The sequence below is a fragment of the Streptomyces sp. NBC_00210 genome (assembly GCF_045160975.1).
Taxonomy (GTDB): domain Bacteria; phylum Actinomycetota; class Actinomycetes; order Streptomycetales; family Streptomycetaceae; genus Streptomyces.
The window spans coordinates 815201-830263 of sequence record NZ_CP108120.1 but is presented as its reverse complement, the minus strand read 5'-3'; the positions used below and the strand labels follow the sequence as shown (position 1 = coordinate 830263).

Sequence of the window (15063 nt, the reverse complement as noted above, 5' to 3'; positions counted from 1 at the left end):
TGCCCCGGGCCCCTATGTGCTGGGGCTTTCCCGAGGGCGCCTTGATTCTGCCCGCAATCCCTCGATGAACAGGCGCAGCCCGTACTCGAAGTGGGCTGCGAAGTCCGTGCTGGTGAGCACGTGAGCGGCCGCGGTCAGATGGGGGAAGTGGCCCTGTGCCAGTGCCTGCCGCAGGGACTGGACGTCTGCCGCCGCATCGTTCGCCCCGTGAGGCAGTGCGGCTTGTTCTTCGAGGGTGTGGCCGATCGTGAAGTGGACGATCGCGTAGGCCGCCCGAGCCGCATCGTCGGCAGTGAAGCCTGCCGTGCGCAGAGTGCCGACGAGGGTGTCGGCGAAGCCCAGGGTGTTCTCGCCGGTCGAGTGGGTTCCGGCGTAGACGCGCGCCCCGTCGCGGTGGCCGAGCAGCGCCGTGCGCATCCGGCGGGCCAGATCGGCCAGTCGCCCGGTCCAGTCCTCCTGTGCCGGCGGCGGGTCCGCACAGGCGGCGAGCATCCGCTCGGCCATTGCTGTCAGCAAGTCCTGCTTGGTCGCGAAATGCCGGTAGAGCGCGCCGGCCTGGACGCCCATGGCGTCGGCCAGCCGCCGCATCGTGAGCGCGTCGAGCCCGGCATCGTCCAGCAGTTCCAGGGCGGTCTCGACGGTGCGTGTCCGGTCCAGTCGCGCGGGGCGGCCTCGCGGCGCCCGGGCGGCGGATTCGGTGCGGCGGGGGGTTGACGGGGAGCTCATGGACCTCACTATAGTGAACAACGTTCACATGAATGCTGTTCACTATGGCGAGTGGCCCACCCGCACCGCCGATGCGCACGCACCCCACACCGAGCGAGTCCGTGCGCTGACCGCCGAGGCCGGCACACCCGAATGACGGCCGCCCGTGATGAGGCGAGCCACCGGATGCCCCCTCCGCTCGGTCAGCCGTGCAGCGGCCGCGGCAGGCGCACGTACGTCACCGTCGTCTCGATGCCGCTGTCCACCAGGCGGCCCTGCGCGTCGAAGGCATCGGGGCCGTCCGTCATGCCGAAGTCGTTGTCGTTGATGAGCGCGAGAGTGTCCCGGCCCACCAGCGCGACGCCTTCGATCTTGCCGGGCACGCCCGCGACCTTGCCGAAGTCGGCCACCAGGCTCTTGCGGAGCAACGGCACACCCCCCGCCGAGGGGTCATCGAGCTGCTCGTACGAGGGGGAGGTCGCCGGGTCGTCCCATGCGCCGCCCAGGATGCCCGCGCCGTGCGGCAACGTGACACGGTGCAGCCGGAAGGTCCGGTCGGTGCGCTCCTGGACCAGCAGGCCGTGGCGGCCGACGGCCACGAGCGAGGAGATCTTGAGTTCCGAGGTGTCGTCCTCGCCCGGGTCGACGACGTCCACCGCGTCGAAGCGATAGGCGTACTCGGCCGTCACGGCGCGCTTCTTCGGCGAGAAACGCAGCAGCCGCGCGTTGCGGGACTTCTCGCCCGCGGCCGTGTCCGGCACGGACAGCGGGCTCTGCACCGCGAGCACCAGGTCGCCGCCGGGGAGCTGGGCCAGTCCCTCGAAGCCCCGGTTGGTCTTGCGCCCGAGCAGAATGCCGGGCAGTGACTCCACCACCGGATAGTCGGCGCCCTGGAGCTTCAGGCCCTTCGGTACATGGCGTGCGAGCACCTTGCCGTGTGCGGAGACATGCACGAGGGACGGGCCGTACTCGTCGGCGAGCCAGAAGGTGCCGTCCGCGGCACGCACGATGCCCTCGGTGTCGAGGCCGTTCGGGTTGTACGTGAGCGGGGTCTTCGCGTCGTACGTGTACGGAGCCTCGTCCCGCGAGGCCTGGTTGGACAGACCGGTGACAGCCTTGCCGGACTGTGTGGTGATCGCGATCGCCTTGAGCACCTGCACCCGGTCGCCGACGACGCGGACCTTGACGATCGCGGGATCGAAGCCGGGGACGGGGAAGGCACGGCGCTTCTTGCCGTCCACCTTGATCTGGCCGTTGGGACCGCGATCGGTCACCGTCCAGAACTCGCCCTTGCGGCCGGCGGGGTAGATGTCGCTGCCGATGCCGCCGAGGTCGACCCCCCGGTCGTCGGCGACCGAACCGGGCAGCAGCGCATTGCTGAACCGGCCCAGCGGCACGTCCCCGAGCAGCGCGCTGCCCACCACGCGCGGAGCCCGCTCCTGTCCGCCGTCCTCGCTGCCCTCGTGACCCGGCACGCCCATGGCGGTCCCGGCCACGGCGATCGCCGCGAGCAGGGCGATCGGCAGCCCGACGGCGAAGGAACGGCGTACGGTGCGCTGCTTGTGCGCATGCGGGGACATGGGGCCTCCTGGCCGACGGATCATGTGACAGTGGCCAGGCTGAGCGCTCCTCCCGAACGCCGTGGGGCATCGGGATGAACACCGCCTGACGCACTGCCATCACGCATGCGTGGCCAGGCTGTTCAGCCTGTCTCGGCCAGGGCACCCGCCAGTGCCGCTGCCGGATCGTGGTCGGCGGGGCCGGCCGGTGCCCAGCGGCCCCGCTCCTTGCGGTAGGGCCACCAGCGGCCGTCCCGCCCGAGGCGAAGCTGCGCATCGGCGCCCACGACCGTCCAGCGGCCGGAGCCGAGTGGACGCAGCTGTGGCCGTTCGGTCTCCTCCCAAGCCTCGGCGAGGGCCGTCCTCGCCCGGGCGAGGAGCTCCGGCTCGGGCAGCCACTCCTCCTCGAGTGCCGCGAGCGCGGTGGCACCGCCGAAGTGCCAGGCGCGTACGGCCAGGTCGAGCTCGGCGCGCCCGCGGCCGGTGCCCGTCGCCAGACGTCCGGCGATCGTCGGCCCCGGCGCCGCGGCCGCAAGCCGCGCCGCATCCGCGGCCTCTGTCAACACCACCTCGGACGGCTGCTGTTGATGTGCGGGCGAGAGCGCGTCGGCGAGCATGAGATGCGCCCGCGCCGCCGCTTGCGCGGCAAGGAACTCCAGCGCGGCGGCGTCGAGTCCGGGCGCCGGAGGGGTCTCTGTGTCCAGAGCGGGCGGCAGCCCCGGTTCGTCCGGCAGCGGCGGGGGAGCGGGCAGCGTCGGCAGGGTGTCCCGCGCCGCGAACGCCTCATCGGCCCGCACGCCTTCTGGCGTCCGAGCAGGCTCGGACTTCGGTGCCGTCGCGGTCGCCCGCGCCACGCTCCGTATCTGCAGCTCACCGAGGAGACGGTGCTCCGAGCGCCCTCGCATCAGCAGCAGCACGAACGGATCCTGATCGAGGAGGCGCGCCACCTCGTAGCAGAGCGCCGCCGTGTGCAGGCATTGGTCCCATGCCCCGCAGGTGCACTCGGGCTCCAAGTCGCCGATCCCCGGCAGGAGTTCGACCCCGGCCGCCGCCGCGTCCTCCACCAGATGCGGCGGCATCTCCCGGTCCAGCAGGGCCGCGATGTGCCCCGCCCGGTCGACCGCCATGTCCAGGAAGCCGTCCCACTCGGCCTCGCTCAGCTCCTGCAGCAGCACATCGCTGCGCTGTGCGGTGCCGTCCCGGTCCCGTACGACGGCGGTGATCCGCCCGGGGCGCACCGAAACCGCCCCGACCGCGCCCTCGCGCGCCTGCCGTCGGCCCCGCTTCAGCTGCTCGCCGTCGAGCGCCGTGTCCTCGAGAGCCTTGAGCCAGGCCTGGCCCCACCAGGTCTGGGCGAAGCCGCGGCCGCGCGCGGGCGGCAGCGCGGCGAAGGTCCGCTCGTTGTCGTCCCGGCCGTGATCCCGCTCGTCTGCGCCGCTCATCGTCCGCTCCCTCGCAGCTCCACCAGATCCGCCAGTTCGGCGTCGGTCAGTTCGGTCAGTTCGCTCAGCGCGGCTTCGCCGGAGCCGAGGACCGCGTCCGCCAGCTCCCGTTTGCGCGCCAGCATGTCAGCGATCCGGTCCTCGATGGTTCCCTCGGCGATCAGCCGGTGGACCTGGACGGGGCGGTGCTGGCCGATGCGGTACGCACGGTCGGTGGCCTGCGCCTCGACGGCCGGGTTCCACCAGCGGTCGTAATGCACGACATGTTCGGCGCGGGTCAGATTCAGTCCGGTGCCCGCGGCCTTCAACGAGAGCAGGAAGACCGGCACTTCACCGTCCTGGAAGCGCTGCACCATCGCCTCTCGCTCGGCGATCGGCGTGCCGCCGTGCAGGAACTGCGTCCCCACCCCGCGCGCCGCCAGATGCTGTTCGAGCAGCCGCGCCATCTGTACGTACTGAGTGAAGATCAGCACGCTCGCGTCCTGGAGAAGGATCGTGTCGAGCAGCTCGTCGAGCAGCTCCAGCTTCCCGGAGCGGCCCGAAACCCGCGGCCGCTCCTCCTTGAGGTACTGCGCCGGGTGGTTGCAGATCTGCTTGAGGGCGGTCAGCAGCTTCACGACCAGACCGCGCCGTTCCATGCCGCCCGCCTCGGAGATCGCAGCGAGGGTTTCCCGTACCACTGCCTCGTACAGCCCGGTCTGTTCCGTGGTCAGCGAAACGGCCCGGTCGGTTTCGGTCTTGGGCGGCAGCTCGGGCGCGATGCCCGGGTCGCACTTGCGCCGGCGCAGCAGGAACGGCCGTACCAGCGCGGCGAGTCGCTGGGCTGCGGCGGGATCGTTGCCACCTTCCACCGCTTGCGCATAGCGGGTACGGAAGGTGCCGAGCCTGCCGAGCAGTCCGGGCGTGGTCCAGTCGAGGATCGCCCACAGCTCGGAGAGGTTGTTCTCCACCGGCGTGCCGCTGAGCGCGACGCGCGCCTTCGCGCCGATGGTGCGCAGCTGCCTGGCGGTGGTGGAGTACGGGTTCTTGACGTGCTGCGCCTCGTCGGCGACAACCATGCCCCACGCCACCTGGCCCAGTTTCTCGGCGTCGAGTCGCATCGTGCCGTACGTCGTGAGCACGAACTCCCCGTCGGCGAGGGAGCCGAGGCTGCGCGATGCGCCGTGGAAGCGGCGTACGGGTGTGCCGGGCGCGAACCGCTCGATCTCGCGCTGCCAGTTGCCCATCAGGGACGCCGGAGCGACGACGAGGGTGGGGCCCGCGGCCGATTCGTCCGTCTGGCGGTGCAGATGCAGCGAGATGAGCGTGATGGTCTTGCCCAGGCCCATGTCGTCGGCGAGCACGCCGCCGAGGCCGAGCGAGGTCATCCGGTTCAGCCAGTTGAGACCGCGCAGCTGGTAGTCGCGCAGGGTCGCGGCGAGCGCCGCCGGCTGGCCGATCTCCGGCCGGTCGCCCTCGGGATCGGCGAGTTGGTCGTGCAGACGCGCCAGCCAGCCGGACGCGTCGACGTCGACGCGGCGGCCGTCGACCTCGGTGGAGCCGGTGAGTACCACGCCGAGCGCGTCGACGGGGGTCAGTTTGCGGTCCTGGCTCTCGCGGGCGCGACGGGCCTCCTCGGGGTCGATGAGCACCCACTGGTCGCGCAGCCGCACGATGGGCCGACTGGCCTCGGCGAGGCGGTCCACCTCCTCGCGGGTCAGGCTCTGATCGCCCAGCGCGAACCACCAGTTGAAGGCGAGCAGGGCGTCGGCGGACAGGAAGGACGGCAGCCCCGAGTCGTCCACCTGCGGGCCGTCGGACTCCTGCGGGGGGCCGATCACGGCGCGCGCGGTGAGCTTGCGTGCCATCTCCGTCGGCCAGTGCACCTGCACACCGGTCGCCCCAAGTGCCCTGGCGGCCTCGCCAAGGAGCTCGGTCACCTCCTCGTCGGCGAGTTCGATCGCGTCCGGCACTGCGGCGTGGAGCAGTGGAGTGAGCGGCGTCCAGGCGCGGGCGGCGCGGCGCAGTGCGAGCAGGGCGTCCATCCGGGCACGCGGTCCGAAGGTCGCATCGGACCGCCCTGCCCACAGTTCGGCGGCGTCGGTGACGAGTGTCGGATCGCTGACGCTGTGCAGTTGCAGGACGGCGCGGAACGCCGGACCGTCGCCCTCGGCCTGTTCGAGCCCGGGCACTTCGATGCGCAGGGACAGACGTACGCCCGCGTCATGGCCGGCGGCGACGTCCGCGGCCCAGGCGCGCTGTTCGGGCAGCCGCTGCGGCTCGTGCCCGGCGAAGGCGGGGCCGCCCGCGGCGATCGGTGCGGCGGGTGTGCGCGGCAGACCGTCGGCGACAGTGTCGAGGAACGCCCGCAGCAGCCGCTCCGGTTCGGGCAGCAGAAGCGGCTCTGCCCTCGCGTCGAGCGGCACGCAGTGCGCGGTGGGCGGCATCGAGGCCGCGAGCGTACGCACCCGCTCCAGATCCCCCGGAGTCAGCGGCCCGACCCGCCAGGCGTCGTGATCGGTGGCGGTCAGCCCCGGCAACAGCAGCCCACGCGCGGCGAGTTGAAGGGCGAGGAGCGCCGCCGCGCCCCAGAAGGCGGCCGTGGGCGAGGCGTCGGCACCGGCCCGTGCCCTGGTGAGCACCGGCAGTGCGTCTCGTACGGGCAGCAGCAGAGCCCGTACGGCGTGGGTGCGGGCGTCGTCGCCGACCACGGTCAGCGGCTCGACGGCGCCGGGCGAGGTGGAGCCGGGCGCGGGGGAGAGTTCGCCGCCGTCGGTACGCCAGAAGGCGATGCGTCCCGTACGGGGCGGGTCTGAGGGCAGGAAGACGGCCGAGCAGCGAGCGAGTTCGGTGAGGGCTTCGGTGGTCGGGGAGGGCGTTGCCGCGGGGGTCTCTGCACAGCGATGACGCATTCCTCAAATTTGACTACTTGGGGTCGGAGTCGCCGAGGGTACTCCCCGCCGACTCCGGACGGAGGCGACGCGACCGTGACGTGGCCCACTCGGACCGGCCGGGGTGCAACAGGTCGGCGAATCGCTGCGGACCGGCGCATAGTGGAACCGTGGAACGTGCGCGCACGTTCTCACAGCAGGAGCGGCCCAGGCCGCGGAGGAGGCGTCGAAATGTCGACACGTACGAAACTCGTCATAGGGGGAGTGGCCGTAGGCCTGCTCCTGATGCCGTTGATCGGATTCTGGCTGTCGCTGCTGGTGGTCGTCGGAGTGCCGGCGGTGGCGTATTTCATGCTGGACCCCAGCCAGCGCCGCAGGCTGCGCCGTGTCTCCCGCAAGGAGATCGGCCGCTGACCTGCAGCTCGAGGGCCGTGCCGGGGTGGCGCCGAAGTCGATCACCGGCACGGTACGGCACGGCACTACAAGGCACGGCACTGAACGACACAGCGCCCGCGGACGATCCGCGGGCGGTAAATCTGTTGCACGCGTGATCCTTCTGCTGTGACCATGACGCGCATGATGACTGGAAGGGGGGCCTCGCGATCTCTCGGTGATCGCTGATGGCCGGACCCCGAACACACCAGACCCCGCCCCAGCCCGAGCCGCTCACTCCGGCGTGGCTGACGGCTCACTTCGACGCACTGCCCTTCCCCGCCCGCTCCAGCGCCCTTGCGCGCTACGCACGGGCTCTCGCCCCGGACGCCTATGCCGCACTCAAGCGCGCACTGGACGCAGGCGACCCGGACCAGCGTCACACGGCGCTCTTCCTCGCAGTCGCCCGCCGCGATCTCGAAGCGGTGGCCGCCGCCCTCGCCGATCCGCTGCTGCGCCGCCGTGCGCTCTCGGCGGCGATCCGGCTTCCGGTCCCTGAACAGGCCCTGGCCGAGCTCGCGTTGAGCGAGGTCAGAGCCGTACGCCAGGAGACGTACCGGGTCCTCAGGCTCAGCCGCCGCACCGACCTCGCCGACTCTCTCGTCGCGCGCGTGCACGAACGGCACGGCTGTCAGGAGGCGGCGTACCTGCTCACCGCATGCTCACCGCCGACGGTCGCACAGTGGCTCCCCGCCTGTGAGCCCCCGTCCGGAGTCCTCGGCACGCTCGCCCGCACCGCCCCGATGGCCGTGGCGGAACACCTCGCCCACGGGCACGCGAGCGGGCGGGGAGCCCAGCCCGGGAGCTCGCCGCGCGCCACCAGGCACCTCACGGAAGCCGTCGCCGAACGCGACCCGGCAGCCGGACTGCTGCTGCTCGAACGGGCCCCCGAACTGATCAGCCCCCGGGCCGCGGTCAGCCTGCTCCGCCGCCCCGCCGACGTACTCGACATCCTTCGACGGCGCACCGCCGCGGACGAATGCCTGAGGCTCGCGGCCGGTCCGCTGCCGCGCGCTGTCCTGCGTGCCGTCCGCACCCTGCCGCCGGACGATCTCGTCGAGCTCGCCACCCGCTGCTGCGCATACAGACCGCGCGCCCACCGCCTGGGACGACAGGGGCCGACCCGCGACCCGCTGCTCGTCCTGCTGCCGCGGGGCGAACGCCGCCGGATCGTCGAAGCCCGCATCAACGGGCGGACCGGCCTGCCCACCCTCCAGCCGTCGCTCGCCGCCCTCGCGACCGAGGACCGGATCGAACTCGTCGCCGCTCAGCTGCGGCGCGCCGGTGAGAGCCCGAGGAGCGTCACTCGCTACGCCGTCGCCCTGCCCCTCGACCATGCCGAACCCATCCTGCGCGAGCAGGCCGAACAGCACCGGGTGCACCACCGCATCCACGCCTGGCCCGCGCTGCTCGCCTGCGCCGAACTGCACGGAGACCCACAGGAGTACGCCCGGATCGTCGCCTCCTGCGAACGTGCCTGGCACGATCAGAACGATGTACGGCGCTTCGCGCTGGAGCAGCTGGCCGGGGCCCCGCCACGGTTGCTGACCGCGGTGGCGGAAGGCGTACTGCGCGACGCGACGCTCACCACCGTCCAGTCGCGCGACACCACCGAGCGGACGCTCGCAGCCCTGGAGTGCTGGCTGCGCCGCACCGCCGAGGCGGCTGCGGTGCGCGGCGAGAACGCCCGGGCCGCGTACACGGCCCGGCTGCTGTGCGACGTACTCAACGATCCCCGGCGCACGGGCGGACCCGTACCACTGCGCCTGAACACGGAAGCGGCCCGGGAGACCTGGTCCGCCGTGACGGACGAACAGCGTTCGCGCGCGGAGTACTTCATGCCGCTGGCGGAGCTGCTCGCCCCGCATCTCGCCGAACTGCCTGCATTCGACGCACTGGTGCGGTGCACGGCAGAGGAGCACGCCGATCCGGACATGGCCGCGAGGGCGGCGGCCGCATGGATCGCCCCGGCCGGCTCGCGCGAGAGCCGCTGTGCCGAACTGCTGCGCCTGGACCCGTCGTTCGCCGACGTCCCCGCCGTGCTGCACACCCTCGTGGAGCGTCGCACCGATCTGCTCGACGGCGCCCTCGCCGCCGCAGGTGAGGAGGGACTGCGGGGCAGGACCCGGCCACGGCCCACACCCTGGGCACCTCGGATCCGCCCCGGCACGACCGGCCGCTGGCTTCCTTCGCAGCGCCGTGCCTGGTACGCCAAGGCGGCAGGGATCGCGGCAGACACATGGGCGCCGGTGCGCACCCGGACGGATGCCGCCGCCGCGCTCCGCGACCCGGATCTGCTCCTCGCCCTCGCCGACGAGGCACCCCAGCCGGTGTCGGCGGCTGCCCTCGGGGCACTGGGCGAGACCGGGCGCACGGACCTGCTGCCGGTGCTGCTGCGGCACGCAGGCACAGGTGGCGCACGCGGCCGCGCCGCCATGGCTTCCGTACGCCGACTGCTCGACACACTGCCCGACGGGGAACCGGTCGCCCTGCTCGCTCCCCTCCTGCTGGAGCCGACCGCCCCGGTCGGCACTCGCAAGGAAGTGGCCAGGGCGCTGGGCGCGATCCGCGGCGGCCAAGCCTTCGCGGCGCTGCTGGCGGGCTGGGACCTGCCGCGACAGCACCGGGACGTACGGGCCGCGATGGCGGGGACGCTGCTACGGGCGATCGACGACGAGGACGTCGTGCAGCGGCTGTGGGACCACGTGCGGGAACCGGCCGTCAGGGATGTGGTGATCACGGCGAGGTCCGATGCCGTCCCGCGCGAGGCGCACGCCGCGTACACCCGGTTCCTCGCAAATCTCCTCGACGTCTGCGGGGAGGACGACGAGGAGCTCGCGCGCGCCGTGTGCTCGGCCCTGCACAGCTGGTCGGCCGCAGACCGGAAGACCGCGTACACGGCCCTGGCGGCGACCGTTCTGGCGCCCGTGCACAGCGACTGCGTGTGGACGTTGGGCGTCGCGCATCTGGCCAGGCAGGGCGGAGACGAGCGGGCGAGCGGGCCCCTTCTCGAGGTCCTCCGCACCCTGCTGGCGCGGACCCGTGACGAGAAGCCGCACACCAGAGCGTGGGCGCTACGGCGTCTTGACGGTTGTGCCGCCGCGCTCTGCCGGTTTCCGGCGGCCTCGGATCCACTGCCACTCGCCGATCCAGTGGCCGAGATCCTGGAGGAGGCAGGGTTGTTCGCCCGTTCCGCGCGCCTGCTCTGGGCAGCCGCACTCGCGTCCGTACGGAACGGAGATCCGGCGCCGGCGCTGCGGGAGCGGCTGCTGAGGCTGATCGAGGACCGGCCCGAGCGGCTGCCCCTGGACGACGATCACACCTTCGCACTCGACAACGACCCCGGGGCGCTGCTGGGCTTCGTCCGGTGGCTGCGGGAACGCGGCACACCGGCGGCGGGCCGCTGCGCCCTCCATCTCGTGAACCGTATCGGCCACACCACGTCGTGGCAGGAGCCATGGCTGGGGGAGGCCGAGGCGCTGCGCGCCCATCCGGATCCGGATACGGTGCTGGCAGCGCTGCTGACGGGACCGGCGCCGAAACCCTGAGGGGCCCCGGCCTAGGCGGCTCAGGCCGGGCGCACCGCCATCTTGTCGAGCGCATCGAGCAGCGCGGGCAGCTGCGGCCCGCGGCCCACCGGCAGCACCTCGCGCGGCTCCTCGTCCAGCAGCACAAAGGCGATGTCGTCGGTCCTGGCGACCATGGACCAGCCGGGACCGTCGGCGCGCAGGGTGCGGGCGCCGCCGGGCGCGAAGCTGGAACGGACCCGCCCAACCGGCGGGGGCGAATCCACATAGCCGCGCGCTTCCTTGAGCGCCCGCTGTACGCCTTCGTGCGCTGCCTTGCGCTCGCCCTCGGGGGTGTCCGGCGAGGCCGATGCCTCGTCGTCGCCGATCTGCTGGCGCCACTCCGCCCACAGGAGTGCGATCTCGTCCGCCCCGAGACGGCGCTGCGCGGGCCCCCACTCCTCGGTGCCGGGCGGCGCCAGCGGCGGCCGGTCGCCCTCCTCGGGCGCCGGATCGTGCGGCGCGGGCACACCGGGCGCGGAGACCGCGACGGGCAGCGGCCAGCCGGGGAGCGCGGCGACCACCGTGCGTTCGCTGGGGGACAGCTCGTACTCCATCCCGCAGTCCCAGGACGCGATGGCGACGGCAACGAGCGACACATCGTCGATCGCCACCGTCCAGCGCGCACCGTCGGAGTCCTGCCCGAGCACGAGGCCGTACCCCTGGGCGTACGGCTCCAGACCCAGCGCCGCGCAGGCGGCCGGGAAGTCGTCGCCGAGCACGCTCGGGAACTGCGCGGGCGTCAGCAGCACCGCGGTCAGCACATACAGCGCGTCATCGTCGACGGCGTCGTCCGTCCCGGCCACGTCACCCTCCCCATCCGATCGTTCGTCGGCGCACCATAACCAGTGGGTAACCCGGTCGTCGAGGGCTGGCGGTGGCGAAAATGATTCGGCCCTTGCCGCACCGGGGTCCTGGCATCTCGCGATACCCGCAGTCCGTCACCACTTCGTCTGCCCGGCCCTGCCGCGCAGCCGCTCGCCTACGCCGAGCGCACGGACTGAGCCCGGCCCAGGCGCTCGCCCGGGACGACCTGTCCCTGACCGATGTCAAGCGGCGGGCAGGCCGAGGAGACTACGCGCCACCGACTGCGGCGACTCGTCCCGCTCGCGGGCGAGGGCTATGACCGCGCGGCAGGCCAGTTCGCTGATCCCGAAGGACAGCGCCTCCGGGGACACCCAGGTCGCGGCCTCGTCGATCTGTTCCTGATCGTCCTCCGCGCACCCCGACACATAGACCGCCGCGGCCTCGAAGATGTTGTGCTGCCGCGCGGGTGGCCGGACGGGCGGCGCGTCCGCGGGGCGGTGTGCGAGGAACTTGCGGAGCCTGCGGAGTCTGCTGAACACCCGGACCACCTTTCCCCAGGCGGCGGTCGCCGCCGATCTTCCAAGTCTTGCATCCTCGAACGGAGTTGGACCTACGGCGACGGAAGGGGAAACGGCTCGCTGCGTCAGCGGTCGCCGCCGAGCGAGCGGATCGTGGCGCGCAGCCAGGTCAGCTCCGCCTCGCTGGTGGCGCGGGCGATGGTGAGGATGCCGCGACGGAAGGGGTCGTCAAGATCCTCGGCCCGCAGCGGCCGTTCGCCGTCGTAGAAGAAGCTGGCGGGCTCCTCCAGGAAGGCCAGCCGTCGCCGCAGTACGCAGGCCTGGGCCTCGCCGTCCTGCAGGTGGCGCAGGAACGCGAGCAGTGTGAACCACCGGTTCTCGTCGGTGATCTCACCCTGTGCAGGCTCGGCGAGCCGGCGCAACAGCTCCGTCCGTCCCTCGTCGGTGAGGCTGAGGACATGACGGGGCGCGGCGACCGCCCCGGGCATGGTCTCGCGCGCCAGCAGGCCCGCCTTCTCCAGTCGCTTGATCGCGGGGTACAGCGTGCTCTCGGCGACCGGCCGTACGTGCCCGGTCAGGGCGGTGATGCGTTTGCGCAGTTCGTAGCCGTGCAGCGGGGTGTCGTACAGGAAACCGAGGATCGCGAGCTCGAGCATGTCTGCATTCTGCCGCATCAACGGTGTACATCGTGTCCGTAATACCTCGGTGGCGATGTATGCTGCGACAGGCAGGGATCGAACCGAAGAGAGCATCGACAAGCAGGGGGAGCGACAGTGCGACACGCACGATTCGACGCGCAGGGCAGCCTCATTCGCTGGACGGAGGCAGCGGGTGACGGCCCGCCGAGGGTGTACGTACACGGGCTCGGCGCGGCCTCAGCGGCGTACCACGCGCATATCGCCGCACGCCCCGAACTGGCCGGCCGCCGCACGCTCTTTGTCGATCTGCCCGGGCACGGCCTCAGCGACCGTCCGGCGGACTTCGGCTACTCGCTGGAGGACCACGCGTCCGCGCTTGCCGCCGCACTCGACGAAGCAGGGGTCCGCGGTGGCGAGATCGTCGGGCACAGCATGGGCGGCGCGGTCGCCATCGTGCTGGCCCACCGCCGCCCGGATCTGGTGTCCCGGCTGGTCGTCACGGAGGCCAACCTCGATCCGAACCCGCCGGTGAAGGCGGGCAGCAGCGGGATCGCCTCGTACAGCGAGAAGGAGTTCGTCGACGGCGGCGGCTTCGCGCGTGTGCTGGAGCGGGTCGGGCCCGGCTGGTCGGCGACCATGCGGCTGGCGGACCCGCTCGCTCTCCATCGCAGCGCCATGGGTCTTTTCCTCGGTACGCGGCCCACGATGCGGCGGATGCTGATGGAGCTGCCCGTCCAGCGCACCTATCTCCAGGGCGCACTCAGCGGTGAACTTCCGGGCCACGACGAGCTGGTGGCCTCCGGCGTGCGGGTGGTGACGGTCCCGGACGCCGGTCACAACGTCATGTTCGACAACCCCGCCGACTTCGTACGGGCCGTGGCCGGCCGGCCCTGAGGGGGCTCAGTCCCGGCGGACGGCCAGTGCGAGGAAGCGGGCGTCCTCGTCCACGTACGAGACCATCCGCCAGCCCGAACCGGCCAGCAGGGAGCGGAGGTTGGGCTCGGCGCGCAGATCGTCCTCGGTGATCCGACGGCCCTGGCGGGCGGCGAGGGCCGCCCTGCCGATGGGATGGAACAGCGCCAGCTGTCCGCCCGGCCGGACCACCCGCGCCAACTCCCGTAGATTCTCTCCCGGTTCGGGCAGATGGGCGATCAGACCTGCGGCGAACACGGCGTCCAGTGACTCGGCCCGCAGCGGCAGCCGGGCCACATCCGCGAGCACCAGCTGCCCGCTCTCCCCACGCCCCGCACACAGCGCCTCGGTCAGCATCTCGGGAGTGAGATCCACCCCGATGACGGTCCCCCGCGGTCCCACGGCGGAGCGCAGGGGCGGCAGGGCGCGGCCGGTGCCGCAGCCCGCGTCGAGCACGGAGTCACCGGGGCGCAGCTTCAGCTCGGCGACGGCCGCGGCGTAGGCCGGACCGTCGTCGGGGAAGCGCCTGTCCCAGTCGGCCGCCCGGGCGCCGAAGAATTCCTGCACATGCGTGTGGTCGTCGGTGGTGTGGTCGCCGGTGGTGTGGTTGTCGGGCATGGGGACATGATCCCCCAGCACCTCGGCCGACCGCACGGTGCACACGTTCGAGCGCGGCACGATCGTTCAGAAACATCTCTCTGTCATATTCCATCACCTTTCGAAATGCGCCCCGATCGTGCGCCCCCCACGGGTCTACCGTCCCGGAGCCATGGGACATCTGGACCACGCCGCCTTCGGTTTGCTGACACCTGTGCTGTCGTACGCGATGGCCGTCATCGGCGCCGCCCTCGGACTGCGCTGTACCGTGCGCGCGCTGGGCGCGAGCGGCCGATCCCGCCGCAACTGGCTGATCACCGCCGCATCGGCGATCGGCACCGGCATCTGGACGATGCACTTCGTCGCGATGCTCGGCTTCGCCGTGCGCGGCACCGACATCCGCTACGACGTGCCGCTGACCATCCTCAGCCTGCTCGTCGCCATGCTGGTCGTCGGCGCGGGAGTGTTCTGCGTCGGCTTCGGCCGTGACCGCGTCAGATCACTCCTGGTCGGCGGGCTCACCACCGGGCTCGGCGTCGCCAGCATGCACTATCTCGGCATGGCCGCCCTGCGGCTGCACGGCTCGGTGCGCTACGACCCGCTGCTCGTCGTGCTCTCCGTGGTCATCGCCGTGGTCGCGGCAACCGCGGCTCTGTGGGCGGCGCTCAACATCAAGTCGCCGATCGCGGTAGCCGTCGCCTCGCTCGTCATGGGCGCCGCGGTCAGCAGCATGCACTACACCGGAATGCTCGCGGTCAGCGTGCGGGTCGACCCCGCCGGAGGCGAGCTGCCCGGGGCCACGGCGATGCAGTTCATCTTCCCCCTCGCCGTCGGCCTCGGGTCGTACCTCTTCGTCACCTCCGCGTTCGTCGCGCTCTCCCCGACGGCGCACGAGCGCGCCGCGTACACCTCGGCCGAGCGGCCGTCCGATGCCGTCCCGGCCCAGCCCCCTGCGACCGGACCCGCGAAGCCCGCCACCACTGCCACCGCCTAGCCGGACCGGCTGCCGCAGGCCAG

At 72.2% G+C, this 15063-nt stretch carries 12 protein-coding genes; 4 read left to right on the top strand and 8 right to left on the bottom strand.

Going from position 1 to position 15063, the window contains the following annotated elements; all coding sequences use genetic code 11:
* Positions 1-12: 12 nt before the first annotated feature.
* The 4 genes from OG729_RS03770 to OG729_RS03755 all read right to left on the bottom strand — a co-directional run bounded on the left by OG729_RS03770 (position 13) and on the right by OG729_RS03755 (position 6597).
* Positions 13-726 (bottom strand): TetR/AcrR family transcriptional regulator C-terminal domain-containing protein, encoded by a 714-nt coding sequence (locus tag OG729_RS03770; protein ID WP_405804269.1) that lies wholly within the window; start codon positions 724-726, stop codon positions 13-15.
* 182 nt (positions 727-908) lie between these two features.
* A complete protein-coding gene (locus OG729_RS03765) occupies positions 909-2285 on the bottom strand; it encodes an esterase-like activity of phytase family protein (RefSeq protein ID WP_405804267.1) in 1377 nt (458 codons plus the stop codon).
* A 122-nt stretch (positions 2286-2407) separates the two neighbouring features.
* Entirely contained in the window at positions 2408-3706 is a 1299-nt protein-coding gene (locus tag OG729_RS03760) for an SWF or SNF family helicase (RefSeq protein WP_405804266.1), read from the bottom strand.
* Positions 3703-6597, bottom strand: a complete 2895-nt coding sequence (locus tag OG729_RS03755) for a DEAD/DEAH box helicase (RefSeq protein WP_405804265.1) — start codon at positions 6595-6597, stop codon at positions 3703-3705. The genes OG729_RS03760 and OG729_RS03755 overlap by 4 nt, the downstream gene beginning before the upstream one ends.
* A 210-nt stretch (positions 6598-6807) precedes the next feature.
* Between OG729_RS03755 and OG729_RS03750 the strand changes: the two genes are divergently transcribed.
* Both OG729_RS03750 and OG729_RS03745 read left to right on the top strand, forming a co-directional pair.
* Complete coding sequence (locus OG729_RS03750; RefSeq protein WP_360865215.1) at positions 6808-6990, top strand: hypothetical protein; 183 nt, start codon at positions 6808-6810, stop codon at positions 6988-6990.
* Positions 6991-7196: 206 nt separating this feature from the next.
* The gene (locus OG729_RS03745) at positions 7197-10556 is read left to right on the top strand and encodes a hypothetical protein (RefSeq protein ID WP_405804263.1); all 3360 of its coding nucleotides are present in this window, start codon (positions 7197-7199) and stop codon (positions 10554-10556) included.
* Positions 10557-10576: 20 nt separating this feature from the next.
* On the opposite strand, the gene OG729_RS03740 is transcribed toward OG729_RS03745, so the two are convergent.
* The 3 genes from OG729_RS03740 to OG729_RS03730 form a co-directional block, all read right to left on the bottom strand.
* Positions 10577-11380, bottom strand: a complete 804-nt coding sequence (locus OG729_RS03740; protein WP_405804262.1) for a hypothetical protein — start codon at positions 11378-11380, stop codon at positions 10577-10579.
* A gap of 243 nt (positions 11381-11623) precedes the next feature.
* Positions 11624-11920: a hypothetical protein gene (locus OG729_RS03735; protein WP_405804261.1), complete on the bottom strand. Its 297-nt coding sequence runs from the start codon at positions 11918-11920 to the stop codon at positions 11624-11626.
* A 104-nt stretch (positions 11921-12024) separates the two neighbouring features.
* On the bottom strand, positions 12025-12555 hold the full coding sequence (locus tag OG729_RS03730; RefSeq protein WP_405804260.1) for a PadR family transcriptional regulator: 531 nt from the start codon (positions 12553-12555) through the stop codon (positions 12025-12027).
* A 117-nt stretch (positions 12556-12672) separates the two neighbouring features.
* Between OG729_RS03730 and OG729_RS03725 the strand changes: the two genes are divergently transcribed.
* On the top strand, positions 12673-13431 hold the full coding sequence (locus tag OG729_RS03725) for an alpha/beta fold hydrolase (RefSeq protein WP_405804258.1): 759 nt from the start codon (positions 12673-12675) through the stop codon (positions 13429-13431).
* A gap of 6 nt (positions 13432-13437) precedes the next feature.
* Here the strand turns inward: OG729_RS03725 and OG729_RS03720 are convergent, their stop codons facing one another.
* Positions 13438-14067 (bottom strand): class I SAM-dependent methyltransferase, encoded by a 630-nt coding sequence (locus OG729_RS03720; protein WP_405804257.1) that lies wholly within the window; start codon positions 14065-14067, stop codon positions 13438-13440.
* A 151-nt stretch (positions 14068-14218) separates the two neighbouring features.
* Between OG729_RS03720 and OG729_RS03715 the strand changes: the two genes are divergently transcribed.
* Positions 14219-15040: an MHYT domain-containing protein gene (locus OG729_RS03715; RefSeq protein ID WP_405804255.1), complete on the top strand. Its 822-nt coding sequence runs from the start codon at positions 14219-14221 to the stop codon at positions 15038-15040.
* Positions 15041-15063 lie beyond the last annotated feature (23 nt).

What these genes read in the sequence shown, in the direction of transcription:
- OG729_RS03750 (WP_360865215.1), top strand. Translation starts at nt 6,808, where the DNA reads ATGTCGACACGTACGAAACTCGTCATAGGGGGAGTGGCCGTAGGCCTG.
- OG729_RS03745 (WP_405804263.1), top strand. Translation starts at nt 7,197, where the DNA reads ATGGCCGGACCCCGAACACACCAGACCCCGCCCCAGCCCGAGCCGCTC.
- OG729_RS03730 (WP_405804260.1), bottom strand. Translation starts at nt 12,555, where the DNA reads ATGCTCGAGCTCGCGATCCTCGGTTTCCTGTACGACACCCCGCTGCAC.
- OG729_RS03760 (WP_405804266.1), bottom strand. Translation starts at nt 3,706, where the DNA reads ATGAGCGGCGCAGACGAGCGGGATCACGGCCGGGACGACAACGAGCGG.
- OG729_RS03770 (WP_405804269.1), bottom strand. Translation starts at nt 726, where the DNA reads ATGAGCTCCCCGTCAACCCCCCGCCGCACCGAATCCGCCGCCCGGGCG.
- OG729_RS03765 (WP_405804267.1), bottom strand. Translation starts at nt 2,285, where the DNA reads ATGTCCCCGCATGCGCACAAGCAGCGCACCGTACGCCGTTCCTTCGCC.
- OG729_RS03715 (WP_405804255.1), top strand. Translation starts at nt 14,219, where the DNA reads ATGGGACATCTGGACCACGCCGCCTTCGGTTTGCTGACACCTGTGCTG.
- OG729_RS03755 (WP_405804265.1), bottom strand. Translation starts at nt 6,597, where the DNA reads ATGCGTCATCGCTGTGCAGAGACCCCCGCGGCAACGCCCTCCCCGACC.
- OG729_RS03720 (WP_405804257.1), bottom strand. Translation starts at nt 14,067, where the DNA reads ATGCCCGACAACCACACCACCGGCGACCACACCACCGACGACCACACG.